Source organism: Pseudarthrobacter sp. As-47 (assembly GCF_058215595.1).
In genome coordinates, this window is record NZ_CM177088.1 from 4,143,607 (window position 1) to 4,159,108 (window position 15,502).

The following is a 15,502-nucleotide window of genomic DNA, read 5'->3' on the forward strand; positions in this document are numbered from 1 at the left end:
CGTTGTGGTGGATTATCGCTACTTCGCAGCAGTTACCTGCCCCGTCGATTGGTGTTCTATATAAGAACACCCCATTCGATAATCGAAAACTGAAACTTTGGCTTCAACTGTACGCCGGATGTGATTCAGGCGACAAGTGCCATATTCCCGAAAGCCAAACGCCGCAATTGGGGGTTGACGATCCGCCTCCGACGGACGATAGTGATCGTATACGATTTCGTACCTGATGAGGGAGACAGTTTTGGAGCACGTCAACGGCGACACCTTGGCAGCAGCACGGAAGGTGGTCGCGGTGCACATCAACTACCCCAGCCGTGCAGCCCAGCGCGGCCGGACTCCCGCCCAGCCGTCGTACTTCCTCAAGCCCTCCAGCTCCCTGGCCCTGAGCGGCAGCACGGTGGAGCGGCCTGCAGGCTGTGAACTGCTCGGCTATGAAGGCGAGATCGCCTTGATTATCGGCAAGGCTGCCCGCAGGGTGGGCATAGAGGACGCCTGGAGCCATGTTGCTGCAGTGACCGCCAGCAATGACCTGGGCGTCTATGACCTGCGCTGGGCGGACAAGGGTTCCAACCTGCGTTCCAAGGGCGGGGACGGCTTCACGCCGGTGGGCCCGGCACTGATTCCTGCAGACGCCGTCGACCCCGCCAACCTGCGCATCCGCACCTGGCGCAACGGGGAGCTGGTCCAGGACGACACCACGGGGGACCTGCTCTTCCCGTTCGCCCGGCTGGTGGCGGACCTGTCCCAGCTGCTCACCCTCGAAGAGGGGGACATCATCCTCACCGGCACCCCGGCCGGCGCCTCCGTCGCCAAGCCGGGGGACGTCCTGGAAGTCGAGGTTTCCGCCGGCGACCTCACCACCGGCCGGCTGGTCACCAGGGTGGAGGAAGGTACGACGCCGTTCGCGGACTTTGGTGCCGGACCCAAGGTTGATGACCTGCAGCGGGAGGAAGCGTACGGTTCGCGGGCAGCGGCGGGGCTGCCGGCGGGGGCAGGCGTCCTCACTCCGGAGCTGAAAGCGAAGCTGGAAAGCGTCGCCACGGCCACCCTGTCCTCCCAGATGCGAAAACGCGGCCTCAACAACGTGAGCATCGACGGCCTGCAGGCCACCCGGCCGGACCGCCGCGTGGTGGGGCTGGCCCGGACCCTGCGTTACGTTCCCAACCGTGAGGACCTCTTCAAGATCCACGGCGGTGGCTTCAACGCCCAGAAACGCGCCATCGATTCCGTGAACGAGGGCGAGATCCTGGTCATGGAAGCGCGGGGCGAGAAGGGCACCGGAACCGTTGGCGACATCCTGGCCCTGCGCGCCCAAGTGCGCGGCGCCGCGGCAATCATTACCGACGGCGGCGTCCGCGACTACACCGCCGTGGCCGGGCTGGAGATGCCCACGTACTTTGCCAACCCGCATCCTGCCGTGCTGGGCCGCCGCCACATCCCGTGGGACACGGATATCACCATCGCCTGCGGCGGCGCCACAGTGCAGCCCGGCGACATCATCGTGGCCGATTCCGACGGCATCCTGGTGGTCCCGCCCGCCATCGCCGAAGAACTCGTGGATGATTGCATCGCCCAGGAGCAGGAGGAAACCTTCATCTTCGAGATGGTCAAGCAGGGCAACAGCGTGGACGGCCTCTACCCGATGAACGCCGCCTGGCAGGCACGGTACAAGGAATGGAAAGCGGGCACTGCGGAGGGGAGCCACCCGAATGACTGAGACAGTGACTGAACCGTCTGCTGCGGCTGCTGCGGGGAGCAAGTCCGAGCAGGCCTACCGGGCCGTCAAGGCACGCATTGTCGAGGGCATCTACTCCCCCGGCTACCGCCTGGTCTTGGGGAGCATCGCCAAGGACCTGGGGGTCAGCGTGGTGCCGGTCAGGGAAGCGATCCGCCGGCTCGAGGCAGAGGGCCTGGTGACCTTCGAACGCAACGTGGGCGCCACCGTGGCCGGAATCGATCCGACGGAATACCTCTACACCATGCAGACCCTGAGCATCGTGGAAGGTGCCGCCACCGCGCTGTCCGCGCCGCTGGTTGATTCCGTGGCAATTGCCCGGGCCCGTGCGGTGAACGAGGACATGCGCGAATGCCTGGACCACTTTGACCCCGTCCGGTTCACGCAGCTTAACCAGGACTTCCACAGCATCCTGTTCGAGCACTGCCCCAACCCCCACATCCTGGACCTGGTGCACCGCGGCTGGAACCGGCTGGCGTCGCTGCGGTCCTCCACCTTCCGCTTCGTCCCCGGCCGCGCCCGCAATTCCGTGGACGAACACGAGGCACTCCTGAAGCTCATCGAGTCCGGCGCCGACGCCGACGACATCGAGAAAGCCGCCCGGCTCCACCGCTCCGCCACCCTGGACGCCTACCTCGCCCAGGCCAAAACCATCTGAAACTCCCCCGATCCCTTCAGAAGCAGTAAGGAAACAACAATGACGTTCACTGCACCGGAAACCGGCACCCATTACGTGCCGCAGGACCTTCCCACCCATATCCAGCACTACATCAACGGCCGGTTCGTTGACTCCGTGGGCGGAGCAACCTTCGACGTCCTGGACCCGGTATCCAACCGGAACTACGCCACCGCCGCGGCAGGCCAGAAGGAGGATATCGACCTCGCCGTCGCCGCCGCCCGCGAAGCGTTCGCCAACGGCCCGTGGCCGAAGATGAAGCCGCGCGAACGCGCCCGCGTTCTCAACAAGATCGCCGACGCCGTCGAAGCCCAGGAAGCGCGGCTCGCCGAACTCGAGACCTTTGATACCGGCCTGCCGATCACCCAGGCCAAGGGCCAGGCCCTGCGCGCTGCCGAGAACTTCCGGTTCTTCGCGGACCTGATCGTGGCGCAGTTCGATGACGCCATGAAGGTGCCGGGATCGCAGATCAACTACGTGAACCGCAAGCCGATCGGCGTTGCGGGCCTCATCACCCCCTGGAATACCCCGTTCATGCTGGAGTCCTGGAAGCTCGCCCCGGCCCTGGCCACCGGCAACACCGTGGTGCTCAAACCAGCCGAGTTCACGCCGCTCTCGGCCTCGCTGTGGGCAACGATCTTCAAAGACGCCGGCCTGCCCGACGGCGTGTTCAACCTGGTCAACGGCCTCGGCGAGGAAGCCGGTGACGCCCTGGTCAAACATCCGGACGTCCCGCTGATCTCCTTCACGGGCGAGACCACCACCGGCCAGACGATCTTCCGCAACGCCGCCGCCAACCTCAAGGGCCTGTCCATGGAACTCGGCGGCAAGTCCCCCTGCGTGGTGTTCGCCGACGCCGACCTGGACGCCGCCATCGATTCCGCCCTGTTCGGCGTCTTCTCCCTCAACGGTGAACGCTGCACCGCCGGCTCCCGCATCCTCGTTGAGCGCGCCATCTACGACGAGTTCTGCGAGAAGTACGCCGCCCGCGCGAAGAACATCGTGGTGGGCGATCCGCATGACCCCAGGACCGAGGTGGGCGCCCTGGTCCACCCGGAGCACTACGAAAAGGTGGCCTCGTACGTGGAGATCGGCAAGTCCGAAGGCCGGCTGCTGGCCGGCGGCGGACGGCCCGAAGGCCTCCCGGACGGCAACTACATAGCACCCACGGTGTTTGCCGACGTCGCCCCGGATGCGCGGATCTTCCAGGAGGAAATCTTCGGACCCGTCGTGGCCATCACCCCGTTCGAAAATGACGACGAAGCCCTCGCCCTGGCGAACAACACCAAGTACGGGCTGGCGGCCTACATCTGGACCCAGAACCTGACCCGGGCACACAACTTCGCGCAGAACGTGGAGGCCGGCATGGTATGGCTGAACAGCCACAACGTCCGCGACCTGCGCACTCCGTTCGGCGGCGTCAAGGCCTCGGGCCTCGGACACGAGGGCGGCTACCGCTCCATCGATTTCTACACCGACCAGCAGGCCGTGCACATCACGCTCGGAACCGTCCACACCCCCAAATTCGGCGCCTGAACCGCCACCCGTCCCTCCTCAAAGAAGAGAGAACACCATGACTGACTTCATTCCCACCCCCACTGTCCCGGCACCGGACATTGTCCGCTGCGCCTACATGGAGATCGTGGTCACCGACCTCGCCAAATCCCGCGAGTTTTACGTGGACATGCTGGGGCTGCACGTCACCGAGGAAGATGAGAACGCCATCTACCTGCGCACCCTGGAAGAGTTCATCCACCACAACCTGGTGCTCCGCAAGGGACCCATCGCCGCCGTCGCAGCCTTCGCCTACCGGGTAAAGTCCCCCGCCGAAGTGGACGCCGCCGAGGCCTACTACAAGGAACTCGGCTGCCGGGTTGAGCGCCGCAAAGACGGCTTCACCAAGGGCGTCGGCGACTCCGTGCGCGTGGAGGATCCCCTGGGCTTCCCCTACGAGTTCTTCTACGACGTGGAGCATGTGGAGCGCCTCACCCAGCGCTACGACCTGTACTCCGCCGGCGAGCTGGTCCGCCTGGACCACTTCAACCAGGTCACCCCGGACGTCCCCCGCGGCCGCAAGTACCTCGAGGACCTGGGTTTCCGCGTCTCCGAGGACATCCAGGATTCCGACGGCGTCACGTACGCCGCGTGGATGCACCGCAAGCAGACGGTCCATGACACCGCGCTGACCGGCGGCAACGGCCCGCGCATGCACCACGTCGCGTTCGCCACGCACGAGAAGCACAACATCATCCAGATCTGCGACAAGATGGGCGCCCTGCGCATCAGTGACCGGATCGAACGCGGCCCCGGCCGGCACGGTGTGTCCAACGCGTTCTACCTCTACATCCTGGACCCGGACGGCCACCGCATCGAGATCTACACCCAGGACTACTACACCGGCGATCCGGACAACCCCACCATCACCTGGGACGTCCACGACAACCAGCGCCGCGACTGGTGGGGCAACCCCGTCGTCCCGTCCTGGTACACCGAGGCGTCCCTGGTCCTGGACCTGGACGGCAACCCGCAGCCGGTCATCGAGCGCGAGGAAAAGAGCGAAATGGCGGTCACCGTGGGTGCCGACGGTTTCTCCTACACCCGAAAGGACGGCTCCCCCGAAGGTGACCGGACCGGGTTCAAGCTGGGAGCGCAGCTGTAGCCATGCTGGATGACAGGACCATCGAAGCCATCGCGGACGAACTGGTGGAAGCCGGCCGGAACCGGAAGCCCGTCCCCCGCCTGACGGCCCGGTACCCGGAGATGACGGTGGAGGACTCCTACGCGGTGCAGCAGTTATGGCGGCGGCGGAACGAGGAAGCCGGCCGGACCCTGGTGGGCCGCAAGATCGGCCTTACGTCCAAAGCCATGCAGGCGGCCACGGGCATCACCGAGCCGGACTACGGCGCCATCTTCGACGACATGGTGCTCGAGACCGGCTGCTCGGTGGAGTGGGACCAGTACACCCACCCGCGGGTGGAAGTGGAGCTGGCGTTCGTCCTGAAGGACGGCCTCAAGGGCCCCGGCGTCACCATCTTCGACGTCCTGAAAGCCACCGACTACGTGGTTCCGGCCCTCGAAATCCTCGATTCCAGGATTGAGATGGAGGGCCGGACCATCGTGGACACCATCTCGGACAACGCCGCCATGGGTGCCATGGTGATCGGCGGCAACCCGGTGAAGCCGGACGCGGTAGACCTGCGCTGGGTCTCCGCCATCCTCTACAAGAACCAGACCGTGGAGGAAACCGGCGTGGCCGCCGGGGTCCTGGACCATCCCGCCAACGGGGTGCACTGGCTGGCCAACAAGATCGCCGCCCACGGTGATTCCCTGAAAGCCGGGGACATCATCCTGGCCGGCTCCTTCACCCGGCCCCTCTGGGTCTACAAGGGCGACACTGTCCATGCAGACTACGGACCCCTGGGGAGTGTCACATGCCGCTTCGAATAGACGACACCTTCCGCGACGCCCTCGCCAGCCAAACGGGGGAAACCGGCCGCCCGCTGGCCGGGATGTGGGTCTGTTCCGGCAGCCCGCTGGTCGCTGAGCTGTGCGCCGGGTCCGGCCTGGACTGGCTGCTGGTGGACGCCGAGCACAGCCCCAACGGGCTCGAATCCATCCTCGCCCAGCTCCAGGCCATCCACGGCTACCCGGTGCACACCGTGGTGCGGCCGCCGGTCAACGACACCGTGCTGATTAAGCAGTACCTGGACCTGGGTGTGCAGAACCTGCTCCTCCCCATGGTCAACTCCGCTGCTGAGGCGGAAGCCGCCGTGGCCGCAACACGCTACCCGCCGCAGGGCGTCCGCGGCGTCGGGTCCGCGTTGGCCCGGGCCGCCCGCTGGAACCGGGTCCCGGACTACCTGGCCCGGGCCAACGAGACGATCAGCGTCACCGTGCAGATTGAGTCCGCCGCCGCGGTCACCGTCGTGGAAAACATCCTGGCGGTCGACGGCGTCGACGCGATCTTCGTGGGCCCGTCCGACCTCGCCGCCTCAATGGGCCTGCTGGGACAGCAGGAACACCCGGAGGTGCGCGCCGCCGTCGAACACTGCCTGGCTGCTGCCAAGGCCGCCGGAAAACCGGCGGGCGTCAACGCCTTCAAGCCGGACACGGCCCGCCACTACCTGGACCACGGCGCCAACTTCATCCTGGTGGGGGCCGACGTCGCCCTCCTCGCCCGCGGCTCCGAAGCCCTCGCCGCGAAGTATGTCACCACACGTGACGGCGACACCCCCACCAGCTACTGATCCCTCCCTTCCTAAGGACTATTTCAATGACAGTCACTCCTGAGCTGCCCCCTGCCGTTTCGTCGAAGCGTGAGGCTGAGCTCCTCGCCTCCGTTCCCACCGGCCTGCTGATTGGCGGGCAGTGGCGGGATGCGTCCGACGGCGGCACGTTTGACGTGCACGATCCCGCCACCGGGGAGGTCCTCGCCACCCTCGCCTCGGCCACCAGCGACGACGGGGTGGCCGCGCTGGACGCCGCCGACGCCGCCCAGGCGTCCTGGGCACGGACCGCACCCCGGGTGCGTGCGGAGATCCTCCGCCGCGCCTTCGACCTGGTGACCGAACGGGCCGAGGACTTCGCCCTGCTGATGACCCTGGAAATGGGCAAACCGCTGGCCGAAGCCCGCGGCGAAGTGACCTACGGCGCCGAGTTCCTGCGCTGGTTCTCCGAAGAAACCGTCCGCGACTACGGCCGCTACCTCACCACCCCCGAGGGCAAGAACAAGATCCTGGTCCAGCACAAACCCGTCGGCCCCTGCCTGCTCATCACCCCCTGGAACTTCCCCTTCGCCATGGCCACCCGCAAAGTCGCCCCCGCCGTCGCCGCCGGCTGCACCATGGTCCTCAAACCCGCCAAACTCACCCCGCTCACAGCCCAGTACTTCGCCCGGACCATGCTCGACGCCGGCCTCCCCGCCGGAGTCCTGAACGTCGTGTCCTCCTCATCCGCCTCCAGGATTTCCGGGCCGCTGCTGAAGGACTCACGCCTGCGGAAGGTCTCCTTCACCGGCTCCACCCCGGTCGGTAAGCGCCTGATGGCAGACGCCGCGCAGAACGTCCTCCGCACCTCCATGGAACTCGGCGGCAACGCCCCCTTCATCGTGTTTGAAGACGCCGACCTCGACAAAGCAGTCGACGGGGCCATGGCGGCCAAGATGCGGAACATGGGCGAAGCCTGCACCGCCGCCAACCGCTTCCTCGTCCACGAATCCATCGCCCAGGAATTCACCGCAAAGTTCGCCGCCGCCATGGACGCGCTGGCCACCGGCCGCGGCACCGACCCCAAAACCCAGGTCGGCCCCCTCATCGACGCCGGAGCAAGGGACGACGTCCACGCCCTGGTCACCGCCGCCGTCGACGCCGGAGCAGTTGCCGTCACCGGCGGCGCACCCGCGGACGGGCCCGGCTACTTCTACCCGCCCACCGTCCTGGCAAACGTGCCCAACGACGCCGCGATCCTCGGCCAGGAAATCTTCGGACCCGTCGCCCCCGTCACCACGTTCACCACCGAACAAGACGCCATCCGGCTCGCCAACGCCAGCGAATACGGCCTCGCGTCCTACCTCTACAGCCGCGACTTCAACCGGCTCCTCCGCGTGGCCGAACAGATCGAATTCGGTATGGTCGGCTTCAACGCCGGCGTCATCTCCAACGCCGCCGCCCCCTTCGGCGGAGTCAAGCAATCAGGGCTCGGCCGCGAAGGCGGCACCGAAGGCATGGCCGAATACACCACCACCCAATACATCGGCATCGCCGACCCCTACGCCGGCTGATACCAGCCGCCCGGCGTGACATCCCGCTAAGCCCGCCTCGCGGGACGCTCCCTGCAGTGAAGAATAAAGGAATGTTCAGCATATTAGCCACCAGCCAGTATAGTGAACGAATGACTTCCACAATCACCCTTGCGATCGCTGTACCGCTCGAAGCAGAGCTGGTGGAACAGATCCGCGCCGTCGATCCGTCAGTTACTGTCCTCTACGAGCCCGAACTCCTGCCGCCCGAGCGTTACCCGGCCGATCACTCCGGCGACCCGGCGTTCAAGCGCACTCCAGCCCAGGAAGAGCGCTACTGGGCCATGCTCAACAGCGCACAGGTGCTGTATGGATTCCCCAACGAAAGCCCCGCCGGCCTGGCCCGCATCGCCCGCGAAAATCCCCGCCTGCAGTGGATCCATGCAATGGCCGCCGGGGCGGGCGGAGCCGCCAAGGCCTCCGGCCTTGACCAGGACATCCTGCAAAAGTTCAAGATCACCACATCGGCCGGCGTCCACGCCCTCCCCCTCGCCGAGTTTGCGGCGCTGGGGATCCTCAACGGCTTCAAACGGAGCGCAGAACTGGCGCAGGACCAGGCTGCCAAAACATGGCCTGAACTCCGGATTCCCACCCGACTGGTCAACGGCTCCACGCTGGTGGTCACGGGCCTAGGTGAGATCGGGCTGGAGACTGCACGGATTGCCAGGGCACTGGGAATGAAGGTCAGCGGGACCAAGCGGTCCGTGGAACGCATCGACGGCATCGAGGAGGTGGTGGACAACACCGGCCTTCCGGCCCTGCTGGCCACGGCTGATGCGGTGGTGAACACGTTGCCCGGCACCGCCTTCACGGAGAACCTTTTCAACCACGAAACCTTCGCCGCCATGAAGCCCGGGACGGTGTTCATCAACGTGGGACGCGGCACCGTTGTTGACGAAGAAGCCCTGCTGGAAGCCCTCAACAACGGGCAGGTCAGCTACGCCTGCCTGGACGTCTTCGCCGTGGAACCCCTCCCGCAGGACAGCCCTCTCTGGGACCACCCCAGGGTCATGGTCTCCCCGCACACATCGGCCCTCAGCGCAGCCGAGAACCGCCTCATTACCGAGCGCTTCTGCAGCAACCTCCGGACCTTCCTCGACGGCGGCGACCTTCCCCACCTCGTGGATACCGTCCACTTCTACTAAGCCCCGGGGGCACGATCAGGAGACCCATGCGCATCGCAAGAATCAAGACAGCAGAGGGCGCCCGGCACGCGGTGGAACGGAGCGGGACATGGCACCACATTGCCGACCCCTTCGAGGAACCCCTCAGCTACACGGGGCACACCACCCCGGACGCCGACGCCGTGTTCCTTGCCCCGGTCCGGCCTGCGGTGGTGCTCGGCATCGGACACAACAGGACGCTGAACGACCATCCGCTCCCCATCCAGGCATGGCATAAATCCGTGCACACCCTCGCCAATCCCGGCGATCAGGTGGTGGCCGTCCGGGACCGCGGCACGGTCAACGTGGAAGGCGAACTCGCGGTGGTGATCGGGAAACAGGCGAGGGAACTGACGGCGGAGAACGCCCTGGAGTATATCCTCGGGTACACCTGCGTCAACGACGTGACCAACGTGGACCAGGGCCTGGTGGATGAACGGAATTTCCAGGGCAAGGCCGGCGTCAACTACACGCCCCTTGGCCCCTGGATAGAAACCGACCTGCCGGATCCGGACCTTGTGGCAATCGACGTCATCGTCAACGGAGTGGCCCAGGCGAACTCCGGGACATCCAACCTGCCCTCCTCCGTAGTGGAGTGCCTCGTCTACGTCACTTCCTGGCTGACGCTGGAACCCGGAGACGTGCTGATGACCGGGGCTCCCGGCACCGCCGTGGCAGTCCTGCCGGGCGACCAGGTGGACATCGTGATCGAGGGAATCGGAACCCTTAGCAATAGCGTCGCCTGAGCTCCCCTTCAGGAGTACGCCTGGCATAGGGGGCGCGATGTCGCGCGCCCCCTATGATGGATGGTGTTCAGTCAAATGAACACCAGCTCGTCCCGCCGCGGCAACCCGAAGGAGAATCATGGCCGATTCCCGCAACTCAGGTCCTCAACCAGACAACCAGGGCAACGCCTCTCCCGCCCCCGCCGTCACGCGGGCGGCTGCCGTCCTGGATGCGCTGGCTTCCTCCGCCACCGGCCGCCTCACCCTCAGCGACCTCTCGCGGGAAGTAGGCATTCCCAAGTCATCCACGTCGAACCTGCTGCTGGCGCTGGAGGAAGCACGGCTCATCAACCGGCAGGGCAGTGAATTTACCCTTGGCCGCAAACTCGTGGAGCTGGGCGCCGCCTACCTTGGCCGGCTGGATGAAGTGCAGGAGTTCTACCGCTACTGTGAGCAGGCTCCCGTCCTGTCCGGCGAAACGGTTCGCATCGCCATGCTCGACGGCGTGAATGTGATCTACCTCGCCCGCTACGAGGGCCATCCTGCCGTGCGCCTGACATCGAACATCGGCGACAAGATGCCGGTTTCACTCTGTGCGGTGGGCAAAGCGCTGATAGCAAGGCTCCACGACCATGACATCGAGGAGCTTTTCCCTGATGATGCCGAGCTGCCGGTGCTGACGCCGAAGTCGCTGCGCACGGGTGCCGAATTCAAGGCGCAGCTCCAGACCATTCGCGAACAGGGCTACGCCTTTGAGGATGAGGAATCCACCACAGGCGTGGTCTGCCTGGCCGTTGCCGTACCAACCCGGGGAGCCCACGGCCCCAGCCTGGGACTTTCCGTGACGGCCCTCAAGGCCACCTACACGCCCGAGCAGGGTGCCCAGATGGTCAAGGAACTCCAGGAACTCGCCCATTCCCTGGGCAACCCCATGGGTTAGGCGGCGGCACCTCCTTCATAAACGCATTCCCCCTTGTCGTCTGTTCAACTTGCTGTATTGTGTTCAGCATAGTGATCGGCGCAACAGGCGTCTCGCTATCCCACCAGGCCAACGAGGGTCTGGAGTGCGTTTAAGGGAGTTACTGTGACAACTCGTACTAAATCACCGCAGACTGACAGGAACGGCGATGTCGTCGAACCGGAGCAGCTGCGAAGGGCAACGCTTGCCAGCTCTGTGGGATCGGCCCTCGAGTACTACGACTTTTACATTTATGGCCTCGCGTCAGCACTGATCTTTGGTCCACTGTTCTTTTCCCCCCTGGGTGAAAGCGGTGCAGTCATCGCCTCGTTTGCCACGTACGGCGTCGGCTTTGCCGCAAGGCCCTTCGGTGGAGTGGTCTTTGGCTACATCGGAGACCGCTTAGGCCGGAAGATGGTGCTGATCCTCACCATCGGCCTGATGGGAATGGCGAGCTTCGCCATCGGCCTCCTGCCCACCTTTGAACAGGCCGGAATGCTCGGCGCCGTTCTGCTGGTGGCACTCCGCATCCTCCAGGGCCTCGGCGCCGGCGCCGAACAGGCCGGGGCAACCACTCTGATTTCGGAGGTGGCCCCGCGAAGCCGCCGCGGATTCTTCGCCTCCCTGCCCTTCGTGGGCATCCAGCTGGGCACCCTGCTCGGAGCGGGCACGTTCGCCCTGATGGCCCTCGCGGACAGGGATGTCCTGCTGGGCTGGCTGTGGCGGGTACCCTTCCTGGCCAGCGTCATCCTCATTGTCATTGCCGTCTTTATCCGGCTCCGGCTGAAGGAAACTCCGGTCTTCCAGGAGCTTGAGAAGCACAAAGCCGTGGTCAAGAACCCGGTTGGCCAAATTTGGAAGCACTCCAAGAAGAACGTGCTCGTCGGGATCGGCCTGCGCATGGGCGAGAACGGCAACTCGTCGGTTTACTCCGCGCTTCTGGTCTCATTTATCAGCCTTCCGGCCGGCGTCTTTCCGGGCGACAAGTTCATTGGCCCAACAGGCCTGCTGATCGCCGCAGGCTGCGCAGCAGTCATGGTGGTCGTCTTCGGCGCCCTCTCCGACCGGTTCGGCCGGGTTCCCGTGTACCGCTACGGGGCACTTTTCCAGGCCCTCATCGCGCTGCCCGCGTTCTACCTGGTTACGCTGGGCAACGTCACGCTGGTCTGGGCAGTGATGGCGGTGGGCATCGCCCTGGGCGTGCAGTCCATGCTGGGTCCGCAGTGCGCCCTGCTGCCCGAACTCTTCGGCTCGCAGCACCGGTTCACCGGTGTGGCCCTCAGCCGTGAACTCTCGGCAGTCCTCGCCGGCGGTTTCGCACCCATGATCGGCGTTGCCCTGCTCGCAGCAACCAACCACTCCTGGCTGGTTCCCGCGCTGTACTCACTGGTCCTGGCCGCAATCTCCTTTGTCACCACGTTCTTCACTCCCGAAACCAACGGCCGCGACCTGGTGCTCGTGGAGGACGCCAAATAGAAGTCCCTGAACCTTGGGGGCGGCCCCTTGCGGGGCCGCCCCCGGGTTCGTTCGCAGCCCAGCACCCCAAGCCCCGCCTGTCCCCCAAAGGTTGAACATGAACAACGCCACCACCTCCGCCGTTCCACCCTCCGGCGCCGAACATGCCCGTCCGCGGGCCGGGTTTGTCGGGCTGGGGCTGATGGGCGCACCCATGGCCGCCAACCTGCTGCGGGCGGGATGGTCCGTCACGGGATGGAACCGCTCCCCCGCCGCTGTTGAAGACCTGCTGCGGCTGGGCGGGAGCGGCGCAGCCACGGTGGCAGACCTGAGGGACGAGCCGGTCATCATTTTTATGCTCCCCGATCTTTCCTTCATTGAAGATGCCGCGGCAGGGCTCCTCGACGCATGGCGGTCCTCGCCGCCTGGACCTGGAACGCTCGTTGTGGTCATGAGCAGCGTTTCACCCGTGGGCGTCCAAGACTTCGGCCGCGCGGTTATCGAGGCAAGCGGCGGGAACGCCACGGTGCTGGACGCGCCCGTCAGCGGCGGAACGCACGGCGCACGGCAAGGAACGCTGGCCATCATGGCAGGCGGCCCGGAAGAGGACTTCGCGCGGATCCTGCCGGTACTGCAGGCCATGGGGGCAACAGTCCGGCGGCTCGGCGGCCTCGGGGCGGGCTCCCTGGCCAAAGCATGCAACCAGTTGGTTGTTGGCACCACGACGGCGGCCCTCGCCGAAGCAGCCGAACTTGCGGAACGCTCCGGCCTGGACGTCACAGCCCTCTTCGACGTGCTCTCCGGGGGGCTCGCTGCAAGCCGCGTACTCGAAATCGTGGGCCCCCGCCTGGCAACAAAGGACTACACTCCCACAGGACCGGCCAAGTTCATGCACAAGGACCTGTCCTTTGTTGTGGAGAGCGCACGAAGCGTCGGTGCCGCTGCGCCGATGGCGTCCGCCGGGACTGAACTCTATGCGCAGTTGCTCGCCCAAGGCCTGGGGGACCTCGACCTGGCTGTGGTGCGTCAGACCATTGCGAACCTCAGCACCACAGACGCTTCCCACAGGGAAACCGAAACGGCCAAGGAGGCTGCACAATGACTTCACTTTTCGACCTGACCGGGCGTACGGCCCTTATTACCGGTTCCAGCCGGGGAATCGGCAACGCTCTTGCCCGGGCCTTGGCGGACGCCGGCGCAACGGTGGTGTTGAACGGGATGGATGCGGACCGCCTCAAGGCTGCAGAAACCTCCATGTCCGCCGATTTCCCACCCGGCCGCATCCACAGCTGCGCCTTCGACGTGACCAAGGACGCAGAAGTGGGCCGTGCGGTGGCGTGGATTGAGGAGAACGTCGGCCCGCTGGAGATCCTGGTCAACAATGCCGGAATCCAGCACCGCGTGGCGATGCTTGACCTGGACGTCGAGGACTGGGAAAGCGTCATCACCACCGACCTCACCAGTGCTTTCCTCGTGGGCCGGGCAGCCGCGCGCTTTATGCTCCCCCGCGGCCGCGGCAAGATCATCAACATCTGCTCCGTCCAGGCCGACCTTGCGCGGCCCACCATCGCCCCCTACATCGCTGCCAAGGGCGGCCTGCGAAACCTCACCCGCGCCATGACGGCGGAATGGGCGGCTTCGGGCCTGCAGATCAATGCCATCGCCCCTGGTTACATCCACACCGAAATGACGCAGAACCTGGTGGACGATGAGCAGTTCAACTCCTGGATCCTGGGGAGAACCCCCGCGCACCGCTGGGGCACCGTCCAGGACCTCGCCGGACCGGCAGTCTGGTTGGCCTCCAGCGGTTCGGATTTTGTCAACGGACAGACCATCTTCATCGATGGCGGAATGACGGTGGTGGTCTGATGCATGGCGCTCCTGATGCTCCTGGAGCCGGCCGGCGCTACCCGTCCGGACTTCCCGCGGCCAGTCCCGCCGTCGTCGCCCATGCTGCAGGCGACCTGCGCATTGAAAGCATTCCGCTCCCGGCACCCCTGCCCCACCAGGCCGTGGTGGAGATTGCCTACGGCGGAATCTGCGGCTCCGACCTGCACTACTGGCTGCACGGTGCCGCCGGGGAATCGGTCCTGAAGGCCCCCATGGTGCTTGGCCACGAGATCGTGGGGACTGTCATCCGCGCGGCAGCGGACGGGTCGGGACCGGCTGAGGGCGCACAGGTCGCCGTGCATCCGGCCACGCCCGGGCCGGGAGAGGGTCCGGACTATGCCAGGTATCCCGAAGACCGGCCCAACCTGTCCCCAGGCTGCACCTATCTTGGGAGTGCCGCACGGTTCCCGCATACGGACGGCGCCTTCAGCAGGTACGTCAACCTGCCGTCGCGGATGCTGCGGGTCCTGCCGCCTGGCCTGGATCTGAGGACAGCGGCGCTGATTGAACCGGCCAGCGTTGCCTGGCACGCCGTGGCCCGCGCCGGTGATATCAGGGGCAAGACCGCCTTGGTGGTGGGGTGCGGTCCCATCGGGGCGCTGGCCGTCGCCGTGCTTAAGCGCGCTGGCGCAGCCCGCCTTGTTGCCACCGATCTGCACCGCAAACCCCTTGAGACAGCCCAGGCACTCGGCGCTGACGACGTGCTGGAAGCAACAGACAGCCAAGCACTGGCAGAAGTCCACGCCGATGTGGTGATCGAGTCCTCCGGCTCCCACCATGGGCTGGCTACGGCCATCAAGGGAACGGTTCGTGGGGGCAAAGTGGTGATGGTGGGTTTGCTGCCGTCCGGACCCCAGCCTGTACTTATTTCGCTGGCCATCACGCGGGAACTCGAACTTCTGGGATCATTCAGGTTCAACGACGAGATCGATGACGTCATTTCCGCACTGGACGACGGGTCACTTTTCGTGGACCCGGTCATCACGCACGTGTTCCCGCTGGAACGCGGGCTCGAGGCCTTTGAGACCGCCAGGAACTCGGCAGAGTCCGGCAAGGTCCTGCTGGACTTCGCTCCGGTCCGCCACTCCTGACGGGGCGAGGAG

At 65.7% G+C, this 15,502-nt stretch carries 14 protein-coding genes; all 14 read left to right on the plus strand.

From position 1 onward, the window contains the following. Positions 1–226: 226 nt before the first annotated feature. The 14 genes from AC4BCK_RS19200 (at position 227) to AC4BCK_RS19265 (ending at position 15,490) form a co-directional block, all read left to right on the plus strand. Entirely contained in the window at positions 227–1,717 is a 1,491-nt protein-coding gene (locus tag AC4BCK_RS19200) for a fumarylacetoacetate hydrolase family protein (protein WP_490566354.1), read from the plus strand. Beyond that, positions 1,710–2,393 (plus strand): GntR family transcriptional regulator, encoded by a 684-nt coding sequence (locus AC4BCK_RS19205; RefSeq protein WP_174176263.1) that lies wholly within the window; start codon positions 1,710–1,712, stop codon positions 2,391–2,393. Before AC4BCK_RS19200 ends, AC4BCK_RS19205 begins: the two co-directional genes overlap by 8 nt. Before the next feature lie 39 nt (positions 2,394–2,432). Then, positions 2,433–3,947, plus strand: a complete 1,515-nt coding sequence (gene hpaE, locus AC4BCK_RS19210) for a 5-carboxymethyl-2-hydroxymuconate semialdehyde dehydrogenase (RefSeq protein ID WP_251420237.1) — start codon at positions 2,433–2,435, stop codon at positions 3,945–3,947. A 37-nt stretch (positions 3,948–3,984) separates the two neighbouring features. Further along, the gene (gene hpaD, locus AC4BCK_RS19215) at positions 3,985–5,070 is read left to right on the plus strand and encodes a 3,4-dihydroxyphenylacetate 2,3-dioxygenase (protein ID WP_490566355.1); all 1,086 of its coding nucleotides are present in this window, start codon (positions 3,985–3,987) and stop codon (positions 5,068–5,070) included. 2 nt (positions 5,071–5,072) lie between these two features. Then, positions 5,073–5,858 (plus strand): 2-oxo-hept-4-ene-1,7-dioate hydratase, encoded by a 786-nt coding sequence (hpaH, locus tag AC4BCK_RS19220; RefSeq protein ID WP_174176257.1) that lies wholly within the window; start codon positions 5,073–5,075, stop codon positions 5,856–5,858. Continuing rightward, positions 5,843–6,658: an HpcH/HpaI aldolase family protein gene (locus tag AC4BCK_RS19225; RefSeq protein WP_490566356.1), complete on the plus strand. Its 816-nt coding sequence runs from the start codon at positions 5,843–5,845 to the stop codon at positions 6,656–6,658. The genes hpaH and AC4BCK_RS19225 overlap by 16 nt, the downstream gene beginning before the upstream one ends. Before the next feature lie 26 nt (positions 6,659–6,684). Next, positions 6,685–8,190, plus strand: coding sequence for an NAD-dependent succinate-semialdehyde dehydrogenase (locus AC4BCK_RS19230; protein WP_490566357.1), 1,506 nt, complete (start codon positions 6,685–6,687; stop codon positions 8,188–8,190). Positions 8,191–8,300: 110 nt separating this feature from the next. Continuing rightward, complete coding sequence (locus AC4BCK_RS19235) at positions 8,301–9,353, plus strand: D-2-hydroxyacid dehydrogenase (RefSeq protein WP_490566358.1); 1,053 nt, start codon at positions 8,301–8,303, stop codon at positions 9,351–9,353. A gap of 26 nt (positions 9,354–9,379) precedes the next feature. After that, the gene (locus AC4BCK_RS19240) at positions 9,380–10,117 is read left to right on the plus strand and encodes a fumarylacetoacetate hydrolase family protein (RefSeq protein WP_364271223.1); all 738 of its coding nucleotides are present in this window, start codon (positions 9,380–9,382) and stop codon (positions 10,115–10,117) included. A gap of 118 nt (positions 10,118–10,235) precedes the next feature. After that, entirely contained in the window at positions 10,236–11,036 is an 801-nt protein-coding gene (locus AC4BCK_RS19245; RefSeq protein ID WP_174176247.1) for an IclR family transcriptional regulator, read from the plus strand. A 144-nt stretch (positions 11,037–11,180) separates the two neighbouring features. Continuing rightward, on the plus strand, positions 11,181–12,530 hold the full coding sequence (locus AC4BCK_RS19250; RefSeq protein WP_490566359.1) for an MFS transporter: 1,350 nt from the start codon (positions 11,181–11,183) through the stop codon (positions 12,528–12,530). 97 nt (positions 12,531–12,627) lie between these two features. After that, positions 12,628–13,611: an NAD(P)-dependent oxidoreductase gene (locus AC4BCK_RS19255; protein ID WP_363940134.1), complete on the plus strand. Its 984-nt coding sequence runs from the start codon at positions 12,628–12,630 to the stop codon at positions 13,609–13,611. Beyond that, the gene (locus tag AC4BCK_RS19260) at positions 13,608–14,378 is read left to right on the plus strand and encodes an SDR family oxidoreductase (protein WP_490566360.1); all 771 of its coding nucleotides are present in this window, start codon (positions 13,608–13,610) and stop codon (positions 14,376–14,378) included. The genes AC4BCK_RS19255 and AC4BCK_RS19260 overlap by 4 nt, the downstream gene beginning before the upstream one ends. Next, positions 14,378–15,490 carry an L-idonate 5-dehydrogenase gene (locus AC4BCK_RS19265; RefSeq protein WP_251423930.1) on the plus strand — a complete coding sequence of 371 codons (1,113 nt, stop codon included), beginning with the start codon at positions 14,378–14,380 and terminating at the stop codon, positions 15,488–15,490. Before AC4BCK_RS19260 ends, AC4BCK_RS19265 begins: the two co-directional genes overlap by 1 nt. Positions 15,491–15,502: the final 12 nt, after the last annotated feature.

Coding starts and splice junctions, on each gene's coding strand:
- AC4BCK_RS19200 (WP_490566354.1), top strand. CDS start 227: ATGAGGGAGACAGTTTTGGAGCACGTCAACGGCGACACCTTGGCAGCA.
- AC4BCK_RS19205 (WP_174176263.1), top strand. CDS start 1,710: ATGACTGAGACAGTGACTGAACCGTCTGCTGCGGCTGCTGCGGGGAGC.
- hpaE (WP_251420237.1), top strand. CDS start 2,433: ATGACGTTCACTGCACCGGAAACCGGCACCCATTACGTGCCGCAGGAC.
- hpaD (WP_490566355.1), top strand. CDS start 3,985: ATGACTGACTTCATTCCCACCCCCACTGTCCCGGCACCGGACATTGTC.
- hpaH (WP_174176257.1), top strand. CDS start 5,073: ATGCTGGATGACAGGACCATCGAAGCCATCGCGGACGAACTGGTGGAA.
- AC4BCK_RS19225 (WP_490566356.1), top strand. CDS start 5,843: ATGCCGCTTCGAATAGACGACACCTTCCGCGACGCCCTCGCCAGCCAA.
- AC4BCK_RS19230 (WP_490566357.1), top strand. CDS start 6,685: ATGACAGTCACTCCTGAGCTGCCCCCTGCCGTTTCGTCGAAGCGTGAG.
- AC4BCK_RS19235 (WP_490566358.1), top strand. CDS start 8,301: ATGACTTCCACAATCACCCTTGCGATCGCTGTACCGCTCGAAGCAGAG.
- AC4BCK_RS19240 (WP_364271223.1), top strand. CDS start 9,380: ATGCGCATCGCAAGAATCAAGACAGCAGAGGGCGCCCGGCACGCGGTG.
- AC4BCK_RS19245 (WP_174176247.1), top strand. CDS start 10,236: ATGGCCGATTCCCGCAACTCAGGTCCTCAACCAGACAACCAGGGCAAC.
- AC4BCK_RS19255 (WP_363940134.1), top strand. CDS start 12,628: ATGAACAACGCCACCACCTCCGCCGTTCCACCCTCCGGCGCCGAACAT.
- AC4BCK_RS19260 (WP_490566360.1), top strand. CDS start 13,608: ATGACTTCACTTTTCGACCTGACCGGGCGTACGGCCCTTATTACCGGT.
- AC4BCK_RS19265 (WP_251423930.1), top strand. CDS start 14,378: ATGCATGGCGCTCCTGATGCTCCTGGAGCCGGCCGGCGCTACCCGTCC.